This window comes from Enterobacter sp. Crenshaw (assembly GCF_024734705.1).
Classification (GTDB): domain Bacteria; phylum Pseudomonadota; class Gammaproteobacteria; order Enterobacterales; family Enterobacteriaceae; genus Enterobacter; species Enterobacter asburiae_B.
Map to the genome: position 1 here is coordinate 3,954,586 of NZ_CP102932.1, position 18,337 is coordinate 3,972,922.

An 18,337-nucleotide genomic window follows, 5' to 3' on the forward strand; every position below is an offset into this window, starting at 1 on the left:
TAGATTGGTGCAAATTACCGCCAGATGGCACGTTACGCCAACCTTTTGGTATGGAAGATTCTGTTAGAATCGGCAATTATTTTTTAATTAGATCAGCGCTAATACTGCTTCACAACAAGGAATGCAAATGAAGAAATTGCTCCCCATCCTTATCGGCCTGAGCCTGACGGGCTTCAGTGCAATGAGCCAGGCGGAAAACCTGTTACAGGTCTACCAGCAGGCACGTCTGGGCAACCCTGATTTACGTAAATCAGCGGCCGATCGTGATGCTGCGTTTGAAAAGATTAACGAAGCGCGTAGCCCCTTGCTGCCACAGTTAGGTTTAGGTGCAGATTATACCTACAGCAACGGTTTCCGCGACGCTAACGGCGTAAACTCCAATGCTACCAGCGCCTCACTGCAATTGACACAGACGCTGTTTGATATGTCCAAATGGCGCGCCCTGACCCTGCAGGAAAAGAGTGCGGGTATTCAGGATGTGACCTATCAGACCGACCAGCAGACGCTGATCCTGAACACCGCCACGGCGTACTTCAACGTGCTGAGCGCGATTGACGCACTCTCCTACACCGAAGCGCAGAAACAGGCGATTTACCGCCAGTTAGATCAAACCACCCAGCGTTTCAACGTGGGCCTGGTCGCGATCACCGACGTGCAGAACGCCCGTTCACAGTACGACACCGTGCTGGCTAACGAAGTGACCGCGCGTAACAACCTCGACAACGCGCTGGAATCCCTGCGTCAGGTCACCGGGAATTACTATCCTGAGCTGGCGTCGCTGAACGTGGATAGCTTTAAAACGGATAAACCGCAGGCCGTTAACGCCCTGCTGAAAGAGGCGGAAAACCGCAACCTGAGTTTGCTGCAGGCGCGTCTGAGCCAGGACCTGGCCCGCGAACAAATTCGTCAGGCGCAGGACGGCCATCTGCCAACCCTGAGCCTGAGCGCGTCTACCGGTGTCTCTGATACGTCCTATAGCGGCTCTAAAACCAATACGTCCCAGTATGACGACAGCAATATGGGTCAGAATAAAGTGGGTCTGAGCTTCTCCCTGCCGCTGTACCAGGGCGGTCAGGTTAACTCTCAGGTGAAACAGGCGCAGTACAACTTTGTTGGCGCGAGCGAGCAGCTGGAAAGCGCGCACCGCAACGTGGTGCAGACCGTGCGTTCCTCCTTCAACAACGTGAACGCCTCCATCAGTAGCATCAACGCCTATAAACAGGCCGTTGTGTCTGCACAGAGCTCTCTGGATGCGATGGAAGCAGGTTACTCGGTCGGTACGCGTACTATCGTGGACGTGCTCGACGCGACCACCACGCTGTACAACGCGAAACAGCAGCTCTCAAGCGCGCGTTACCAGTACCTGATTAACCAGCTGAACATCAAACAGGCTCTGGGTACGCTGAACGAGCAAGATCTGCAGATGCTGAACAGCGCGCTGGGCAAACCGGTCTCCACCTCTCCGGACAGCGTTGCGCCGGAGAACCCGGAGCAGGTTGCCGCGGTTGATAACTTCAACGCTAACAGCAGCACCCCTGCGGCACAGCCGGCCGCTGCGCGTACCACTACATCCGCCAGCAAAGGCAATAATCCGTTCCGTAACTAAGAGTGTCATCAGGCCCACTGCGGCCTGATGCCCTCCACCCCGCCCCTCTCCCACAGGGAGAGGGGCGCATCTGAATCACATCCGAACGTAAGCCAACGTAAAGATACCCCTGATTCCGCCCCTCTTCGCTTCATTTTCAACCACTCATCCTCTATCCTGAGCGTTATTACCACTGGGTCCTGGAAGACAAATATGAAACGGACAAAATCCATAAATCACGCTTCGTTCCGCAAGAGCTGGAACGCGCGTCACCTCACCCCTGTTGCGCTGGCGGTCACGGCTGTCTTTATGCTGGCAGGCTGTGAGAAAAATGACGAAACGGTTTCGCTGTATCAAAACGCAGACGACTGCTCTGCCGCAACCGGCAAAGCCGCCGAATGTAAAACGGCTTACACCAGCGCGCTGAAAGAAGCGGAACGTACTGCACCGAAATATGCCTCACGCGAAGACTGCGTGGCGGAGTTTGGTGAAGGTCAGTGCCAGCAGGCACCGGCTCAGGCAGGCACCGCACCTGAAAATCAGGCGCAGGCTCAGTCCAGCGGCAGCTTCTGGATGCCGCTGATGGCAGGCTACATGATGGGTCGCCTGATGGGCGGCGGTGCGGGCTACCAGCAGCAGCCGCTGTTTAGCTCGAAAAACCCGGCCAGCCCGGCTTACGGTCAATATACCGATGCCAGCGGCAAAGGCTACGGCGCAGCGACCCCTGGCCGCACCGTGAACGTACCGAAAACGGCGATGGCGCCGAAGCCTGCGACCACCAGCACCATCACCCGCGGCGGGTTTGGTGAATCTGTGGCGAAGCAGACCAGCATGCAGCGTAGTGCGACAGGCACCTCCTCTACTCGCTCAATGGGCGGCTGATCATGGAACGAGTCAGTATCACCGAGCGCCCGGACTGGCGCGAAAAAGCCACCGAGTACGGTTTTAACTTCCACACCATGTACGGCGAGCCGTACTGGTGTGAAGACGGCTATTACAAGCTCACGCTGGCTCAGGTGGAAAAACTGGAAGAGGTGACGGCCGAGCTGCACCAGATGTGCCTGAAGGTCGTGGAAAAGGTCATCGACAGCGACGAGCTGATGGCAAAGTTCCGCATTCCGAAGCACACCTGGGGCTTTGTGCGCCAGTCGTGGAGAACGAATCAACCTTCGCTTTACTCTCGCCTGGATCTGGCGTGGGACGGCAAAGGTGAACCGAAGCTGCTGGAAAACAACGCCGATACGCCAACCTCTCTGTATGAAGCGGCGTTCTTCCAGTGGATCTGGCTGGAAGACCAGGCCAATGCCGGAAACCTGCCTGAAGGCAGCGACCAGTTTAACAGCCTGCAGGAAAAGCTGATTGAGCGTTTTGCCGAGCTGCGCGAACAGCATGGCTTTAACCTGCTCCATCTCGCCTGCTGCCGCGACACGGAAGAAGACCGTGGCACGGTTCAGTATCTGCAGGACTGCGCCGCCGAAGCGGAAGTGGCGACCGAGTTCCTCTATATCGAGGATATCGGCCTGGGTGAAAAAGGTCAGTTTACGGATATGCAGGACCAGGTGATAAGCAACCTGTTCAAGCTCTACCCGTGGGAATACATGCTGCGCGAGATGTTCTCCACCAAGCTGGAAGATGCTGGCGTACGCTGGCTGGAGCCGGCCTGGAAGAGCATCATCTCTAACAAAGCCCTGCTGCCGATGCTCTGGGAGATGTTCCCGAACCACCCGAACCTGCTGCCAGCCTATTTTGCGGAAGATGATTACCCGCAAATGGAAAAATACGTTGTTAAGCCGATCTTCTCCCGCGAAGGCGCAAACGTCTCGATTATCGAAAACGGCAAGACGCTGGAAGCGGTTGAAGGGCCATACGGCGAAGAAGGGATGATCGTCCAGGAGTTCTATCAGCTGCCGAAATTTGGCGACAGCTATACGCTGATTGGCAGCTGGCTTATCAACGATCAACCGGCCGGGATTGGCATTCGCGAAGATCGCGCGCTGATCACGCAGGATCTGTCACGCTTTTATCCGCACATTTTTGTCGAATAGGCCGCAGCCTGATGCCCTCACCCTCGCCCCTCTCCTTGTGGGAGAGGGTGCAAACACTAAAAACGGCAACCTGAGGTTGCCGTTTTGCTTTTATTACCCAATCTGCACCGACAGCATACTCAAACTCCCCATCTCAATACCGTCGACCGGGATCGTAACCGGCTCCTGACCATCCCACGCGCCAAGAACGTACAGCAGCGGCAGGAAGTGTTCCGGCGTCGGGTTAGAGAGCGAACCGCCATCATGATCCAGATAGTTCACCAGGGGATGCTCCTCAGCCGGGCCTTGCCAGGTCAGGTTCGCTTTGACGTAGTCGTTAAAAGAGGTTGCCCACGGGTACGGCGTGTTCTCACCGTGCCAGCGTGCGGTACGCAGGTTATGCACCACGTTGCCGCTCGCCACCAGCATGATGCCTTCATCACGCAGGGTTGCCAGCTTGCGCCCCACCTCCAGATGCCAGGCCGCCGGTTTAGTGCTGTCGATGCTCAACTGCACCATCGGGATATCAGCGTCAGGATACATTTTAATCAGCACGCCCCAGGAGCCATGGTCAAAGCCCCAGGCTTCTTTATCCAGCGTCACAGGGACAGGCGCCAGCAACTCTACCAGCTTTTTTGCCAGCTCAGGCGAGCCGGGGGCCGGATAATGCGTGTCGTACAGCGCCTGCGGGAAGCCGCCAAAATCATGAATGGTTTTTGGCGCTTCCATGGCGGTCACGCCGGTCCCACGGGTAAACCAGTGCGCAGACACCACCACGATCGCTTTCGGACGCGGCAACGTCTCGCCCAGATGACGCCAGGCGCGGGTATAGACGTTGTCTTCCAGAACGTTCATAGGGCTACCGTGGCCTAAAAACAGGGCTGGCATACGGGAAGAAGTCATGGTGATATCCTTACAGAAGGTGTCAATTTAATGGTGCTACATTACGCGCAATCCGGCAAAGATGAACGTAGATAAGCGTGAAGATCATCATCAGGAAATTTGAATGTAAGGAATGTGTAAAGCCGGGTTTTCACCCTCGCTTTGCCAGAAATGGATCATTTATATTAATGAGAATGATTATCATAAGGAGCAATGCATGTCAGTCCCCCTGATCCTGACCATACTGGCGGGCGCCGCGACCTTCATCGGTGCGCTCCTCGGCGTGCTCGGCCAAAAGCCCTCTAACCGCGTACTGGCCTTTTCACTGGGCTTTGCTGCCGGGATCATGCTGCTCATCTCCCTGATGGAGATGCTGCCTGCCGCGCTGGGCACGGAAGGCATGTCTCCGCTGCTGGGCTACGGCATGTTTGTCTTTGGCCTGCTGGGATACTTTGCCCTCGATCGGATGCTGCCGCACGCGCATCCGCAGGATTTAATGCAGAAAAACGTGACGCCCATGCCGCGCAATATCAAGCGTACCGCCGTGCTGTTAACGCTTGGCATCAGCCTGCACAACTTCCCGGAAGGGGTCGCTACCTACGTGACGGCCAGCAGCAATCTTGAGATGGGCTTTGGCATCGCGCTGGCGGTCGCCTTACACAATATTCCTGAAGGACTGGCCGTCGCCGGACCCGTGTATGCCGCAACGGGATCGAAACGCACCGCGGTGTTCTGGGCGGGCATTTCCGGGATGGCCGAAATCCTTGGCGGCGTACTGGCCTGGCTGATCCTTGGTAGCCTGGTCTCTCCGGTAGTGATGGCGGCGATTATGGCCGCGGTAGCCGGGATCATGGTTGCGCTTTCGGTGGATGAACTGATGCCGCTGGCGAAGGAGATCGATCCTAACAACAACCCCAGCTATGGCGTGCTGTGCGGAATGTCGGTGATGGGATTAAGTCTGGTTCTGCTGCAGACCGCAGGAATCGGGTAAAAAAACGCCGGGATATCCCGGCGTTTTTATTTTCAGCTGGCTTTGCGCTCGTGCGCCTGGCGATACTCAACCAGATCTTCAATCGTGACCACCGGCATGTTGTGCAGGCGGGCAAAGGTAATGCATTCCGGCGCGCGCGCCATGGTGCCGTCATCGTTGGTCAGTTCGCACAGCACGCCAGCAGGTTTGAAGCCAGCCAGCGTCACCAGGTCGATCGTCGCTTCGGTGTGACCACCGCGGGTCAACACGCCGCCCGCCTGCGCACGCAGTGGGAAGACGTGGCCTGGACGGTGCAGATCGGATGGCTTCGCACCATCAGCAATCGCTGCACGTACGGTGGTAAGACGGTCAGCCGCAGACACACCTGTGGTCACGCCATGCGCCGCTTCAATGGTCACGGTAAAACCGGTACCAAAGGCGCTGGTGTTGTTTTCGACCATCATCGGCAGATCGAGCTGCTTACGACGATCTTCATTAATACACAGGCATACGATGCCGCTGCCGTGACGGATGGTCAGCGCCATCTGTTCAACGGTCATGTTTTCGGCGGCGAAAATCATGTCGCCTTCGTTTTCACGGTTTTCATCGTCAAGCACCATCACACCGCGGCCTTCGCGCAGTGCATCCAGTGCATGTTCAACACGTTGAGTTGAAGTGCCAAAAGAGGAAAGTAGCGTCTGATTCATGGTAAAAAAACCTCATTAACATTATGGTTACCAGAATCAGGGCAGTCTTAGGAGCGCCGTATAAGCGGCAAAAAGATAACGTGAGCGGGCCCATGCCCGACTTGATCGTTACTCTCTCCCATCCGGACTCTAACCGTCGGCCCCGGAATTACACCGGATCTGCTGACCTTTGAGTATTCACCCAAAGCGCTCGCGGGCTTTCAGCGTCACGCTGATTTACCGCCGGTGGGGAATTTCGCCCCGCCCTGAGAATAAGCGAGATAACTATAACGCTATTGATTATCCTGGGCAATGCATAAGCATCAAACAATTTTGTTTACCCCGGGCATGACGCGCTACAATGGACACTAACACTTTTCCATCAAGGGAAACGCCAATGATTGACCCGAAAAAAATTGAGCAGATCGCGCGTCAGGTTCATGAATCTATGCCAAAAGGCATTCGTGAATTTGGTGATGACGTAGAAAAGAAAATCCGCCAGACGCTGCAGGCGCAGTTGGTTCGCCTTGATTTAGTCAGCCGCGAAGAGTTTGACGTGCAGACCCAGGTTCTGCTGCGCACCCGCGAGAAGCTGGCGCTGCTGGAACAGCGTCTGAGCGAGCTGGAAAACCGCAATGCGCCGGAAGAAGTGAAGCCGGCACCGGCCATTCCACCGGTGGATGACCAGGAGTAAGTGCGGCCTGATGCCCTCACCCCAGCCCTCTCCCACAGGGAGAGGGAGAAAAAAACGGGCCAGCTGGCCCGTTTTTTACTGACTGTCCTTCTGGATCTTCTTGATGATGTTGGTGGTTGAGCACCCGTCCTCAAAGTTGAGCACCATCACCTCGCCGCCGTTGGCCCAGACCTCTTCGCTACCCGCGATTTGCTCCGGCTTGTAATCCCCACCTTTTACCAGCAGGTCCGGCAGAATGCCGGCAATCAGGCGCTGCGGGGTATCTTCTTCAAACGACACCACCCAGTCCACCGCTTCCAGCGCGCCGAGCACAATCATGCGCTGCTCGAGCGGGTTCACCGGACGCGTTTCACCCTTCAGGCGTTTCGTCGATGCATCGCTGTTAACCGCCACAATCAGGCGATCGCCCAGCTTGCGCGCGTTCGCCAGATACGAAACGTGGCCCGCGTGCAGAATGTCGAACACGCCGTTGGTCATCACCACTTTTTCACCACGCTTGCGCGCGGCGGCGACGGCCACCTTCAGCTCGTCTTCGGTCATGACGCCAAAACCGGTATCCGCACGACCGCGCACCGCGTTTTCCAGCTCGATTGGTGAAACGGTTGAGGTACCAAGTTTACCGACGACCACGCCCGCCGCGGCGTTAGCGAAGTAGCACGCCTCTTCTAGCGAGTTTCCTGCTGCCAGCGTCGCCGCCAGCACGCCGATCACCGTATCACCGGCACCGGTCACGTCGTACACTTCCTGCGCCTGGGTTGGCATATGCAGCGGCGCTTTGCCCGGCTGCAGCAGCGTCATCCCCTGCTCGGAGCGGGTCACCAGCAGCGCGGACAGCTCGAAATCGGCAATGATCTTCATGCCGCGCTCAACCAGTTCGTCCTCGGTTTTGCACTTACCCGCCACCGCTTCAAACTCGGAGAGGTTTGGCGTCAGCAGCGTCGCGCCGCGATAGCGCTCAAAATCGGTCCCTTTCGGGTCGATCAGCACCGGCACGTTGGCTTTACGCGCCAGCTGAATCATCGTTTGCACGCTCGCCAGCGCGCCTTTGGCGTAGTCGGACAGCACCAGCGCGCCAATATTGCCCAGCGCCTGGTTGATACGCTCGTGCAGCGGCTCAGGATCAACGCCTTCGAACCCTTCTTCAAAGTCGAGGCGGATTAGCTGCTGGTTGCGCGACAGCACGCGCAGTTTCGTAATCGTTGGGTGGGTCGGAACAGAAACGAAGTCGCACTTCACGTTCACGTCCGCCAGCGACTTGCTCAGCGCGCGCGCCGCATCGTCGATGCCGGTCAGGCCCACCAGACGCGACTGCGCGCCCAGAGAGGCAATGTTCATCGCCACGTTTGCCGCGCCGCCGGGACGCTCTTCAATGGTGTCGACCTTAACCACCGGTACCGGTGCTTCCGGAGAGATGCGGCTGGTAGGCCCATACCAGTAGCGATCCAGCATCACATCCCCAACAACCATTACCCCAGCACGTTCAAACTCTGGCAGTGTTACTTTCATTCCTGACTCCAGAAAGATTCACAATTTGCGCGCGATAATATCACACTTGATTTGTTACGCACGGTTCCACCAGCCACTTCTGCCAGCTGGCCGTTACCTGAGCACGTTCATGAGCAAAACAGTCCAGCGCCACGTGCCCCGGCTGCTCCTGCAGCGCCAGGTGGTGAAGCTCATCGCGCAGCGTCGTATAGGCGCGGGTTAAAGCCTGCGCCTCCTGCTCGTCCATGATGTCATTTTGCGCCAGCAGCTCCAGAATGCGCACGTTATCGGACCAGCGCGTCAGCTTCGGCTTGTCGTGGGCGTGCAGCAGCACCAGATACTGGGTAATGAACTCAATATCGGTAATCCCGCCCTCGTCGGCTTTAATATCAAAGCGATCGCGGTGTTTATTGCCGAGATGCGCGCGCATTTTCTCGCGCATTTCGCGCACTTCCGTTTGCAGCGTGCTGCCAACACGCACGGTGGTCATAACCTCCTTACGGATGACGTCAAACTGCGTTTTGAGCTGCGGATCGCCATACACGACGCGAGCGCGCACCAGCGCCTGATGCTCCCACGTCCAGGCTTCATTCTTCTGGTAATCGGCGAAGGACTCCGTCGAGGTCACCAGCATGCCCGCCGCGCCGGACGGACGCAGACGGGCATCCACTTCATACAGAATGCCCGACGAGGTGCGGGTGCTGAAAAGATGCATAATGCGCTGCGCCAGGCGCAGGTAGAACTGGCGCCCGTCAATCTCACGCTCGCCGTCGGTCATTACGTCAACCGGGCAGTCGTGCAGGAAGATTAAATCCAGATCGGAGCTGTATCCCAGCTCCCAGCCGCCAAGCTTGCCGTACCCCACGACCGCGAATCCGCGTCCTTCACGTTCGGCCAGATGTTTCGGCTGGCCGTAGCGCGCCACCATCTGCACCCACGCCTGATGGACCACCGCGTCGATGATAGCCTCTGCCAGCCAGGTTAAGTGATCGCTCACTTTCATCACCGGCAGCGTTCCGGCGATGTCCGCCGCCGCCACGCGCAGCATCTGCGCCTGCTTAAACTGGCGCAGCGCCTCCAGCTGTTGCTCTTCGTCCTCTTCCGGCACGCGCAGCAGATACTGACGCAGCTCGTCCCGGTAGGCATCCGTCGCCGTGGGCTGATACAGCGTGTTCGGGTCGAGCAGCTCATCCAGCAGCAGCGGGTAACGCGCCAGCTTGTTGGCCACCATCGGCGACGCGGCGCAGAGCGTAATCAGGTGCTTGAGTGCCCCCGGAAACTCGCTCAGGAGCTCCAGATAGGTGGTACGCGTGATAATCCCGCTCAGCAGCGGCATCATGCGCGACAGCGGCACCGGCGCGTCCGCCCGCGAGCAGACCTCGCTCAGCAGGTGCGGCATCAGATGATCCAGCACCTGACGGCCGCGAGGGCCGATGGCGCGTTTGTTCAGCTCAAGACGGAAATCAGCGATCAGCGCCACCACGCGATGGCGGGCGTCGTCGGTTAAGTGCGTCAGCACCGGCGTAGTATCATCTTCCTGGAGCGCGTCCTGCCACAGCTCGCGCCAGTGCTCGGAAAGGGCATCGTCCGGTGATTCACTTTCGTCATCACCGATCAGCTCGTTAAAGATGCGGCGCACGCCTGCCATATGGGCATCCAGCCGTTCGGTTAACGCCGCCCAGTCGTCCACGCGCATGCCCCAGGCCAGGCGCGCCCGGTTAAGGTCATCGCCCGGCAGGGTCTGGGTCTGTTCGTCGTTGATGCTTTGCAGCAGGTTTTCCAGACGGCGCAGGAAAAGATAGGCCTCGCGCAGGGTTTGCGCGTCGCCGTCCGGCAGCAGGTGCAGCTGCTCGATGGCGCTCAGCGTCGGCAACAGCGAGCGGGACTGCAGGGACGGCTCACGGCCACCGCGAATAAGCTGGAAGACCTGGACGATAAATTCGATTTCGCGGATGCCGCCCGCGCCGAGCTTGATGTTGTCTTTCAGCCCGCGACGGCGCACCTCGCGGGCGATCATCCCTTTCATATTACGCAGGGACTGGATCACGCTGAAGTCGATATAGCGACGGAATACGAACGGGCGCAGCATGGCGCGCAGCTCGTTGGCGTAAGCGTCGTCGCTGTCGCCCATGATCCGCGCTTTAACCATCGCATAACGCTCCCAGTCGCGCCCCTGCTCCTGGTAGTAATCTTCCAGCGCGGCAAAGCTCAGCACCAGCGGTCCGCTGTCGCCAAACGGGCGCAGGCGCATGTCCACGCGGTAAACAAAACCGTCCTGCGTCGGCTGATCCAGCGCCTTAATCAGACGCTGACCGAGGCGGGTAAAGAACTGGGCGTTGTCCAGCTCGCGACGGCCGCCGCGCGTGGAGCCGTTCTCGGGCCAGGCAAAAATCAGGTCGATGTCGGAGGAGAAGTTCAGCTCGCAGCCGCCCAGCTTGCCCATCCCCAGAATCAACAGCGGCTGAGGAACCCCTTCCTCGCTGCACGGCGTGCCCCACTCTTTACAGCAGGCGGCGTACAGCCAGTCGCGCGCGGCGACAATCAGCGTTTGCGCCAGCTCGCTTAGCTGCTGCAGCGTACTCTCTTCGCTCACCAGCTCCAGCGCCTGAGCCCAGGCAATGCGCACCATCACCCGACGGCGGAACTGGCGCAGGACGCGCATCAGCGTGGCTTCATCCGCAACGTCTTCGAGCGCGGTTTGCAGCCAGCCGGCATACTGTCGCCACTCGTCCGCCTGCGGCGGTGCGTTCTCAAGCTCTGCCAGCCAGTCCGGGTTGGCGGTGATGCTTTCCTGCACAAAATCACTGAAGGCGAGCACGCTCTTCGCCTGCTCGCTTAACGATGACGCCGGTAATGACTCAGGCAGACGTTCGCAAACGGTCTGCCACTGCTGCTGTAACGGTGAAGAAAGCGGCATTATAGGGGTTCCTTGCCAGAGTTAACGTTTTCCGCTGTGCAGCCAGAACGGCTCCTGCGAAATGGCCTCGTTACGGAAATGCTCAATCTCAATATGCTGGCGGGTTTCAATGGCATGCTTCAGCCCCTGCCAGTTTTCCAGCCAGGCCTGGGTTTTAACGCCGTCATAAGCGCCGGAAAGCAGCAGCATGCTGTCGATGTTGCGCGACAGACGGGGAAGCTGATCGCCATACTGATCGCCGAGCGGATACGCAAAGGTACTCTTCAGCTCAGCGGCATGACGGGAAAGATGAATATCCGCGAAACGCTTAAAGTTTTCCGCGATTTTGGCCTCCGCTTTCGCATCCAGGAAGGCGCGCCAGCCGCGCGTCACCAGAAACTCGGTCAGCGCCAGTTTTGCCGTCGCGGCTTGCGGGCTGTAGATCGCCGTTTGCGCCGATACGTCAGAGAGCATCAGCGTTTCGGTTTGCGTCAGCAGGTCACGTAAGTGAGCGCTCGCTTTGCGAGGAACAATACCGCCGAACAGCGTCAGGGTATGGCGCACCAGGGCAATCGCCGCCAGCACGTGGGATTTCGCGTTTTTCACATTTCGCACCCACAGCTCTTCATGGTATTGCCACTGAGAAAGCGCCAGCTCCAGCGCGTCTTCCAGACCCTGTTCAACGCTGGCTTTCGGCGCAACGTGCAGGATGGTCGTCTCTTTCAGCACGCGCGGCGCATTTCCGGCGGCCAGATGGTAACCCCGCGCGGCTTTACTCAGGCTTCCCTGACGCAGTCCGGAGTGGTTCACCAGCCTGCGCGCCAGCTTCAGCACGTCATTCGCGTCCCCTTCCAGCAGCTCAAGCTCGAGTTCACAAATCGGCTCCTGGAACTCACCCGCCTTCACGTCGCCAAGATCGAGGGCGATTTCGATGCGGCTTTTGCCTTCCGTCACCAGCCATTTTTCGCGCCAGAAATCAGTGCTGAACAGCGGCTGCACCTGTTCCGCCAGCGTGGAAGGCAGTTCGCCATCCGGCCAGACTTCCGTCGGGAAACGTTCCAGCTCAAGTTCTGGCTTGCTGATGTCGATATTGTATTCCGGGCGCTGATGTAAACCGCCGACCACGCGGCCGGCAATTTTCATCGTCATCTCGTAGCGCCCGCTCGCGCCGCGGATGCGCAGCCCCATATCGTGGCGACGCAGCCAGTTGTCTGGCGTTTCGTAATAGATATTAAGCAGTTGTACCGGTGCATGGTGTTCGCCGGAAAGCGTATGCAGATGCTGGCGGAGTGCGTCAACGCTGTCTTTTTCGACGATAAACTTTAATTCGATTTCTTGTGCCATAGCCTTGTACTTTTGCGGGCGTCACAGACGCGTCAATGAGGGCGAACTTCCTCGCCATTTGTTTGTCAGTACATAGTATTTTGCGCCAAATTGCCATGCAATGAGCAATTTGTCGGGCGTAAATCTGTAGAGTCGTGACACAGATGATTCTGATTGCTGACGAATGCTTTGCGTAGAGACACTGTTGCCACTACTATCGTTCCACTATTTATGAAAATAACGACTAATGATGCTTAAATTACGCCTGATTGGACTTACTTTACTCGCTTTTAGCGCCGCAACCGCAGTGCACGCTGAAGAGAAGCGTTACGTTTCTGACGAACTGAACACCTGGGTACGCAGTGGCCCCGGAGATAATTATCGCCTCGTGGGCACGGTGAATGCCGGCGAGGAAGTCACCCTGTTACAGACCAACGCGGACACCAATTACGGTCAGGTGCGCGACAGTACCGGCCGTACGTCCTGGATCCCGCTGAAAGAGCTGAGCACCGTGCCAAGCCTGCGCACGCGCGTTCCCGATCTGGAAAACCAGGTGAAGACCCTGACCGACAAGCTGAACAACATCGACGGCACCTGGAACCAGCGCACCGCTGAAATGCAGCAGAAAGTGGCGCAAAGCGACGGGGTGATTAACGGTCTGAAAGAAGAGAACCAGAAACTGAAAAACGAGCTGATTGTCGCGCAGAAGAAAGTGAATGCCGCTAATCTGCAGCTCGACGACAAACAGCGCACCATCATCATGCAGTGGTTTATGTATGGCGGCGGCGTGCTGGGCGTGGGTCTGGTGCTGGGTCTGGTCCTGCCGCATCTGATCCCAAGCCGCAAGCGTAAAGACCGCTGGATGAACTAATTCGTCTTCTCTGCCAGACTTACGTATCATTCTGGAAAAGAGAAAACGGGAGAGTTGGGCGTGAAGAGTTATCTGGTCGGTGGTGCGGTACGTGATGCGTTGTTAGGTCTGCCGGTCAAAGATAAAGACTGGGTGGTGGTTGGCGCTACCCCTGAAGAGATGCTCGACGCGGGCTACCAGCAGGTAGGCCGCGATTTTCCCGTGTTCCTGCACCCGAAAAGCCGTGAAGAGTATGCCCTGGCGCGTACCGAGCGGAAATCGGGCTCGGGCTATACGGGCTTTACCTGCTATGCCGCGCCGGACGTGACGCTGGAGCAAGATCTTCTGCGCCGCGATCTCACCATCAACGCGCTGGCGCAGGACGAGGACGGGCAGATCGTTGACGCCTATGGCGGTCAGGACGATCTGCGCAACCGTCTTTTACGTCACGTCTCCCCGGCGTTTTCTGAAGATCCGCTCCGCGTGCTGCGCGTGGCGCGCTTTGCCGCGCGTTACGCCCATCTCAGTTTCCGGATTGCCGATGAGACAATGGCGCTGATGACCGCCATGACAGAGGCGGGCGAGCTTGAACACCTGACGCCAGAGCGCGTCTGGAAAGAGACGGAAAATGCCCTCACCACGCGCAACCCGCAGGTCTTTTTCCAGGTCCTGCGCGACTGCGGCGCGCTGAAGGTGCTGTTCCCGGAAATAGACGCGCTGTTTGGCGTGCCTGCCCCGGCAAAATGGCACCCGGAAATTGATACCGGCGTACACACGCTGATGACCCTGAGCATGGCGGCCATGCTCAGCCCTGAGGTGGACGTGCGCTTTTCCACCCTGTGCCACGATCTCGGCAAAGGCTTAACGCCAAAAGAATTCTGGCCTCGCCACCACGGGCACGGCCCGGCGGGGGTGAAGCTGGTCGAGGGGCTGTGCCAGCGTCTGCGCGTGCCGAACGAGATCCGCGATCTGGCGAAACTGGTGGCCGAGTTCCACGATCTGATCCACACCTTCCCTATTCTGAAACCGGCCACCATCGTTAAGCTTTTCGATAACATCGACGCCTGGCGCAAACCCCAGCGCGTCGAGCAAATCGCGCTCACCAGCGAAGCTGACGTGCGCGGTCGTACCGGTTTTGAAGCGTGCGATTACCCGCAGGGACGCTTACTGCGCAAAGCCTGGGACGTAGCGAAAGCGGTGCCCACGAAGGACGTTGTCGAAGCGGGATTCAAAGGGCCGGAAATTCGCGAAGAGCTCACGAAACGGCGAATTCAGGCGGTGTCGGACTGGAAGGAAAAGCATTGCCCTCAGCCGAAAGACTGAGGGCCATCGGTCAGAAGAAGACCACGTACACCGCAGCCGCCACGATAAAGCGATAGATCGCGAACGGAATAAACGAGATACGCTTAATCAGCTGCAGGAAGGTTTTAATGGCAATCAGCGCCACGATAAACGCGGTGATGAAGCCGACGGCGAACATCGGAATGTCGCCAGCCGTCAGGAAGTGATAGCTCTTATAGACGTCGAGTACGGTGGCGCCCATCATCATCGGCACCGCCAGCAGGAACGAGAACTCTGACGCGGCGTAACGGCTTACGCCCATCAGCATCCCGCCGGAGATGGTTGCGCCTGAACGCGAGAAGCCCGGCCACAGCGCCAGACACTGGAAGCAACCAATGATAAACGCCTGACGATACGTCATATCGTCCAGACCTTCCGCGCGCGGCGTTTTTGGCTTCAGCACTTCCGCGGCGATCAGCAGGAAGCCCCCCACCACCAGCGCGTACATTACGTTAATCGGGTTAAACAGCGATTTGATGGCGTCGTGGAACACCAGGCCCAGCACCACCGCAGGGATCATCCCAAGCAGAATATGGATCAGTGACAGACGACCTTTACTGGCCCCCTCGTGCTGAGGCGGACGGCCAAAATGGATGCCGATCAGGCCAAACAGGCGACGCCAGAACATTACGACCACCGCCAGAATAGACCCCAGCTGGATCACCACTTCAAACGTTTTTGCGGTATCGCCTTCAAAGCCCAGCAGATGGCCAACGATAATCATATGGCCCGTACTGGAGACCGGCAAAAACTCCGTCAATCCTTCGACCACACCCAGTATTGCCGCCACCAGCAGCGAGTGCATATCGCTCATCTATAAACCCCTAAAAAAGATATAAAAAAACGGTCGCCCCAACGGCTACCGTGAAAGATACAGCTTTAAGACCGGTATAACCTAAAATGGTTTAGCAATTATGACGTTAATTCTTGCCTTTCAGATTTGTGCCACGCTCAATAATGACGCCAACGTTGGCGGCGCGCGCCACCGCTCCCGGCTTGCTCAGCTTGATGCGCACCCACGGTGAATTGAATTTTTTCAGCAGCAATTCTGCGACTTCTTCCGCCACCCGTTCGACCAGCGCAAAACGTTTACCTTCAACGTGGGCGATGACCGCTTCACTGATATCGGCATAGCTCAGACAGTCGTTCACGTCATCGCTTTTTGCCGATTTGCGGTTATCCCATCCCATTTCGATATCGAACACCAGCTTCTGCTCGATGGTCTGTTCCCAGTCGTAAACACCAATTGTGGTGATTACCGAAAGTTGCTCTATAAATACAATATCCATCACGACCTGCCTGCTTTTTGGCTAAACCGGATACCACTTCCGGCGAATTATGCGTATTATCCACAGATGCTGAGAATACAGATACATTTTCAAAACGGAACAGCGTTATGAGTGCAATCGCGCCTGGAATGATCCTCCTCGCCTATCTTTGCGGCTCAATCTCCAGCGCCATTCTGGTCTGCCGCATTGCCGGGTTACCTGACCCGCGTGAAAATGGTTCCGGGAATCCGGGGGCGACCAACGTACTACGAATTGGCGGCAAGGGAGCAGCCGTAGCGGTTTTGATTTTTGATGTTCTGAAAGGGATGCTGCCCGTCTGGGGCGCCTATGCGCTGGGCGTTACGCCGTTCTGGCTGGGGCTCATTGCTATTGCTGCCTGCGTTGGCCACATCTGGCCCGTATTCTTCGGTTTTAAAGGCGGCAAAGGCGTTGCGACGGCCTTCGGTGCGATTGCACCTATCGGCTGGGATCTCACCGGCGTCATGGCCGGGACCTGGCTTCTGACCATTCTTCTTAGCGGCTACTCGTCGCTGGGCGCCATCGTCAGCGCGCTGATCGCTCCGTTCTACGTCTGGTGGTTCAAACCCCAGTTCACCTTCCCGGTGTCGATGCTCTCCTGTCTTATCCTGCTGCGTCATCACGACAATATCCAGCGCCTGTGGCGTCGTCAGGAGACCAAAATCTGGACGAAGCTCAAGAGAAAGAAAAAAGACGCTCCGAAGGGTTAGTTATGCCTTATAGCCAAATGTGATTTTGGTCACCTTCTGCCTGTGGTAACTGTTAGAGACACAACACAACCACACAAAAAGAAAAATGGCAGAAATCACAGAACCAACTCCCCTTTCAACGGCAGGAAGCACCCCGGATGGCGACATCCAGTGGGTGCGCAGCGCGTCGGACGTATCGCGCCTCGTTAATGACGGCTCTCAGGGCCGCGCAAACGCCCGTATCGTGGTCAGTATCGCGCTGGGCGGTATTTTCCTCGATGCCTACGATCTGGGCGCGCTGGCGTTCGGCATTAAAGACATCACCCGCGAATTTAACCTGACGCCCGCCGGGACCGGTATGGTGGCCTCGGCGATTACCTTTGGTGCCATTGTCGGGGCGCTGCTCGGCGGTTACCTCACGGATAAAATCGGGCGCTACCGCGTTTTTATGGCTGATATGGTGTTCTTCGTGGTGGCGGCGATCGCCTGTGCGCTGGCCCCGAACGAATATGTGCTCGCGGGCGCCCGCTTTGTGATGGGGCTGGGGGTTGGGATCGACCTTCCCGTGGCGATGGCGTTTTTAAGCGAGTTCGCCAGGCTGAAAGGGCCCGGAAATAAGGCCTCCAGCGTCGCGATGTGGTGCCCAACCTGGTATGCCGCCATCAGCATCTCCTACCTGCTGGTGCTTTTCTTTTACGCCGTGCTGCCGGAGAGCCATAGCGACTGGCTGTGGCGTTTGATTCTCGGCTTTGGCGCGGTGCCCGCGCTGGTGATTATCGCCATCCGCAGCCGCTATATGAGCGAATCTCCGGTCTGGGCGGCGAATCAGGGCAACCTGAAAGAGGCGGCGTCGATTTTACGCCAGTCGTATAACATCAATGCCCACGTGCCGCAGGACGCGCTCGGCCAGCCCGCACCTGTCGTGAATAAAGCGAAATGGTCAAACTATCTGAACCTGTTCCGCGGCATCTACTTGCGCCGCACGACGCTCGCCACGCTGCTGTCCGTCGTCTCGTCGTTTGCCTACAACGCCGTGGCGTTTGGTCTGCCGGTGATCATCTCCAGCTTCTTTGTCCAGTCGATGCTCACCACCATTCTCATTTCTCTGGCGCTTAACCTGCTGTTTGCCTTCGTCGGTGGACTGCTGGCGGTACGCTACGTGCCGCGCTTCGGCGCCTGGCGGATGTCGCTTGCGGGTTATGCCTGCCAGCTTGTCGCATTGCTTGGCCTGGCGCTGATTGGCCGACCGGAAGGTGCCTCTGAAGGCGTGCTTGCCGTAGCCATGCTGGCGCTTTTCCTGTTCGGCCAGGGCTTTGGCCCGGGCGCGCATACCATGACGTTCGCCTCTCTGAGCTACCCGACCTCCCTGCGCGGCGTGGGCGTGGGCCTCAACCAGACGCTGATGCGCAGCAGTTCCACGCTGTCGCTGTTTCTGTTCCCGCTGCTGGTCGCCTCGCTGGATACCGCCGTCTTCTGGGTGATTGCGCTGGCGCCGTTTATCGGCCTGGCGTCGCTGCTGGCGATCCGCTGGGAGCCGTCCGGGTATGACGTGGATGCGGAGGACTACCGGTAACGACACATCACTTCGGTGGGTTCACCCCGCCG

Annotated in this window: 16 protein-coding genes and 1 riboswitch; of the genes, 9 read left to right on the forward strand and 7 right to left on the reverse strand. The window is 57.9% G+C overall.

The window, feature by feature from the left end:
• Positions 1–127 precede the first annotated feature (127 nt).
• The 3 genes from tolC to NWV12_RS18755 all read left to right on the forward strand — a co-directional run bounded on the left by tolC (position 128) and on the right by NWV12_RS18755 (position 3,630).
• Positions 128–1,606, forward strand: coding sequence for an outer membrane channel protein TolC (gene tolC / locus NWV12_RS18745; RefSeq protein WP_033146662.1), 1,479 nt, complete (start codon positions 128–130; stop codon positions 1,604–1,606).
• A 192-nt stretch (positions 1,607–1,798) separates the two neighbouring features.
• Positions 1,799–2,467, forward strand: a complete 669-nt coding sequence (locus NWV12_RS18750) for a DUF1190 family protein (protein ID WP_029740695.1) — start codon at positions 1,799–1,801, stop codon at positions 2,465–2,467.
• Positions 2,468–2,469: 2 nt separating this feature from the next.
• The gene (locus tag NWV12_RS18755) at positions 2,470–3,630 is read left to right on the forward strand and encodes a glutathionylspermidine synthase family protein (protein WP_048979121.1); all 1,161 of its coding nucleotides are present in this window, start codon (positions 2,470–2,472) and stop codon (positions 3,628–3,630) included.
• Positions 3,631–3,723: 93 nt separating this feature from the next.
• Here NWV12_RS18755 and ygiD read toward each other — a convergent pair whose 3' ends face one another.
• Positions 3,724–4,512 carry a 4,5-DOPA dioxygenase extradiol gene (ygiD, locus tag NWV12_RS18760; RefSeq protein WP_096151032.1) on the reverse strand — a complete coding sequence of 263 codons (789 nt, stop codon included), beginning with the start codon at positions 4,510–4,512 and terminating at the stop codon, positions 3,724–3,726.
• Between the two features lie 196 nt (positions 4,513–4,708).
• On the opposite strand from ygiD, the gene zupT reads away from it, so the two are divergent.
• The gene (gene zupT, locus NWV12_RS18765; RefSeq protein WP_033146665.1) at positions 4,709–5,482 is read left to right on the forward strand and encodes a zinc transporter ZupT; all 774 of its coding nucleotides are present in this window, start codon (positions 4,709–4,711) and stop codon (positions 5,480–5,482) included.
• Positions 5,483–5,514: 32 nt separating this feature from the next.
• Here zupT and ribB read toward each other — a convergent pair whose 3' ends face one another.
• Positions 5,515–6,168, reverse strand: coding sequence for a 3,4-dihydroxy-2-butanone-4-phosphate synthase (gene ribB, locus NWV12_RS18770; RefSeq protein WP_023309208.1), 654 nt, complete (start codon positions 6,166–6,168; stop codon positions 5,515–5,517).
• 106 nt (positions 6,169–6,274) lie between these two features.
• Positions 6,275–6,425: riboswitch (FMN riboswitch) on the reverse strand.
• A 119-nt stretch (positions 6,426–6,544) separates the two neighbouring features.
• Between ribB and ubiK the strand changes: the two genes are divergently transcribed.
• Positions 6,545–6,841 (forward strand): ubiquinone biosynthesis accessory factor UbiK, encoded by a 297-nt coding sequence (gene ubiK, locus NWV12_RS18775; RefSeq protein ID WP_028014454.1) that lies wholly within the window; start codon positions 6,545–6,547, stop codon positions 6,839–6,841.
• 75 nt (positions 6,842–6,916) lie between these two features.
• Here ubiK and hldE read toward each other — a convergent pair whose 3' ends face one another.
• Genes hldE through NWV12_RS18790 form a run of 3 tightly spaced genes read right to left on the reverse strand, consistent with a single transcriptional unit; the run spans position 6,917 to position 12,566 of the window.
• A complete protein-coding gene (gene hldE / locus NWV12_RS18780) occupies positions 6,917–8,347 on the reverse strand; it encodes a bifunctional D-glycero-beta-D-manno-heptose-7-phosphate kinase/D-glycero-beta-D-manno-heptose 1-phosphate adenylyltransferase HldE (protein ID WP_048979123.1) in 1,431 nt (476 codons plus the stop codon).
• 40 nt (positions 8,348–8,387) lie between these two features.
• The gene (gene glnE / locus NWV12_RS18785; RefSeq protein ID WP_048979124.1) at positions 8,388–11,243 is read right to left on the reverse strand and encodes a bifunctional [glutamate--ammonia ligase]-adenylyl-L-tyrosine phosphorylase/[glutamate--ammonia-ligase] adenylyltransferase; all 2,856 of its coding nucleotides are present in this window, start codon (positions 11,241–11,243) and stop codon (positions 8,388–8,390) included.
• 21 nt (positions 11,244–11,264) lie between these two features.
• A complete protein-coding gene (locus NWV12_RS18790; protein WP_101744681.1) occupies positions 11,265–12,566 on the reverse strand; it encodes an inorganic triphosphatase in 1,302 nt (433 codons plus the stop codon).
• A gap of 229 nt (positions 12,567–12,795) precedes the next feature.
• On the opposite strand from NWV12_RS18790, the gene NWV12_RS18795 reads away from it, so the two are divergent.
• Together NWV12_RS18795 and NWV12_RS18800 are read left to right on the forward strand one after the other, a co-directional pair.
• Positions 12,796–13,416 carry a TIGR04211 family SH3 domain-containing protein gene (locus tag NWV12_RS18795; RefSeq protein WP_024906484.1) on the forward strand — a complete coding sequence of 207 codons (621 nt, stop codon included), beginning with the start codon at positions 12,796–12,798 and terminating at the stop codon, positions 13,414–13,416.
• A gap of 60 nt (positions 13,417–13,476) precedes the next feature.
• The gene (locus tag NWV12_RS18800; RefSeq protein WP_039263025.1) at positions 13,477–14,718 is read left to right on the forward strand and encodes a multifunctional CCA addition/repair protein; all 1,242 of its coding nucleotides are present in this window, start codon (positions 13,477–13,479) and stop codon (positions 14,716–14,718) included.
• Positions 14,719–14,728: 10 nt separating this feature from the next.
• Here NWV12_RS18800 and bacA read toward each other — a convergent pair whose 3' ends face one another.
• Positions 14,729–15,550, reverse strand: a complete 822-nt coding sequence (gene bacA, locus NWV12_RS18805; protein WP_033146670.1) for an undecaprenyl-diphosphate phosphatase — start codon at positions 15,548–15,550, stop codon at positions 14,729–14,731.
• Positions 15,551–15,656: 106 nt separating this feature from the next.
• A complete protein-coding gene (gene folB, locus NWV12_RS18810; RefSeq protein ID WP_048979126.1) occupies positions 15,657–16,025 on the reverse strand; it encodes a bifunctional dihydroneopterin aldolase/7,8-dihydroneopterin epimerase in 369 nt (122 codons plus the stop codon).
• Positions 16,026–16,132: 107 nt separating this feature from the next.
• On the opposite strand from folB, the gene plsY reads away from it, so the two are divergent.
• Positions 16,133–16,753, forward strand: coding sequence for a glycerol-3-phosphate 1-O-acyltransferase PlsY (gene plsY, locus NWV12_RS18815; RefSeq protein ID WP_023309216.1), 621 nt, complete (start codon positions 16,133–16,135; stop codon positions 16,751–16,753).
• Between the two features lie 85 nt (positions 16,754–16,838).
• On the forward strand, positions 16,839–18,305 hold the full coding sequence (locus NWV12_RS18820; RefSeq protein ID WP_048979127.1) for an MFS transporter: 1,467 nt from the start codon (positions 16,839–16,841) through the stop codon (positions 18,303–18,305).
• The last annotated feature ends 32 nt before the right edge of the window (positions 18,306–18,337 follow it).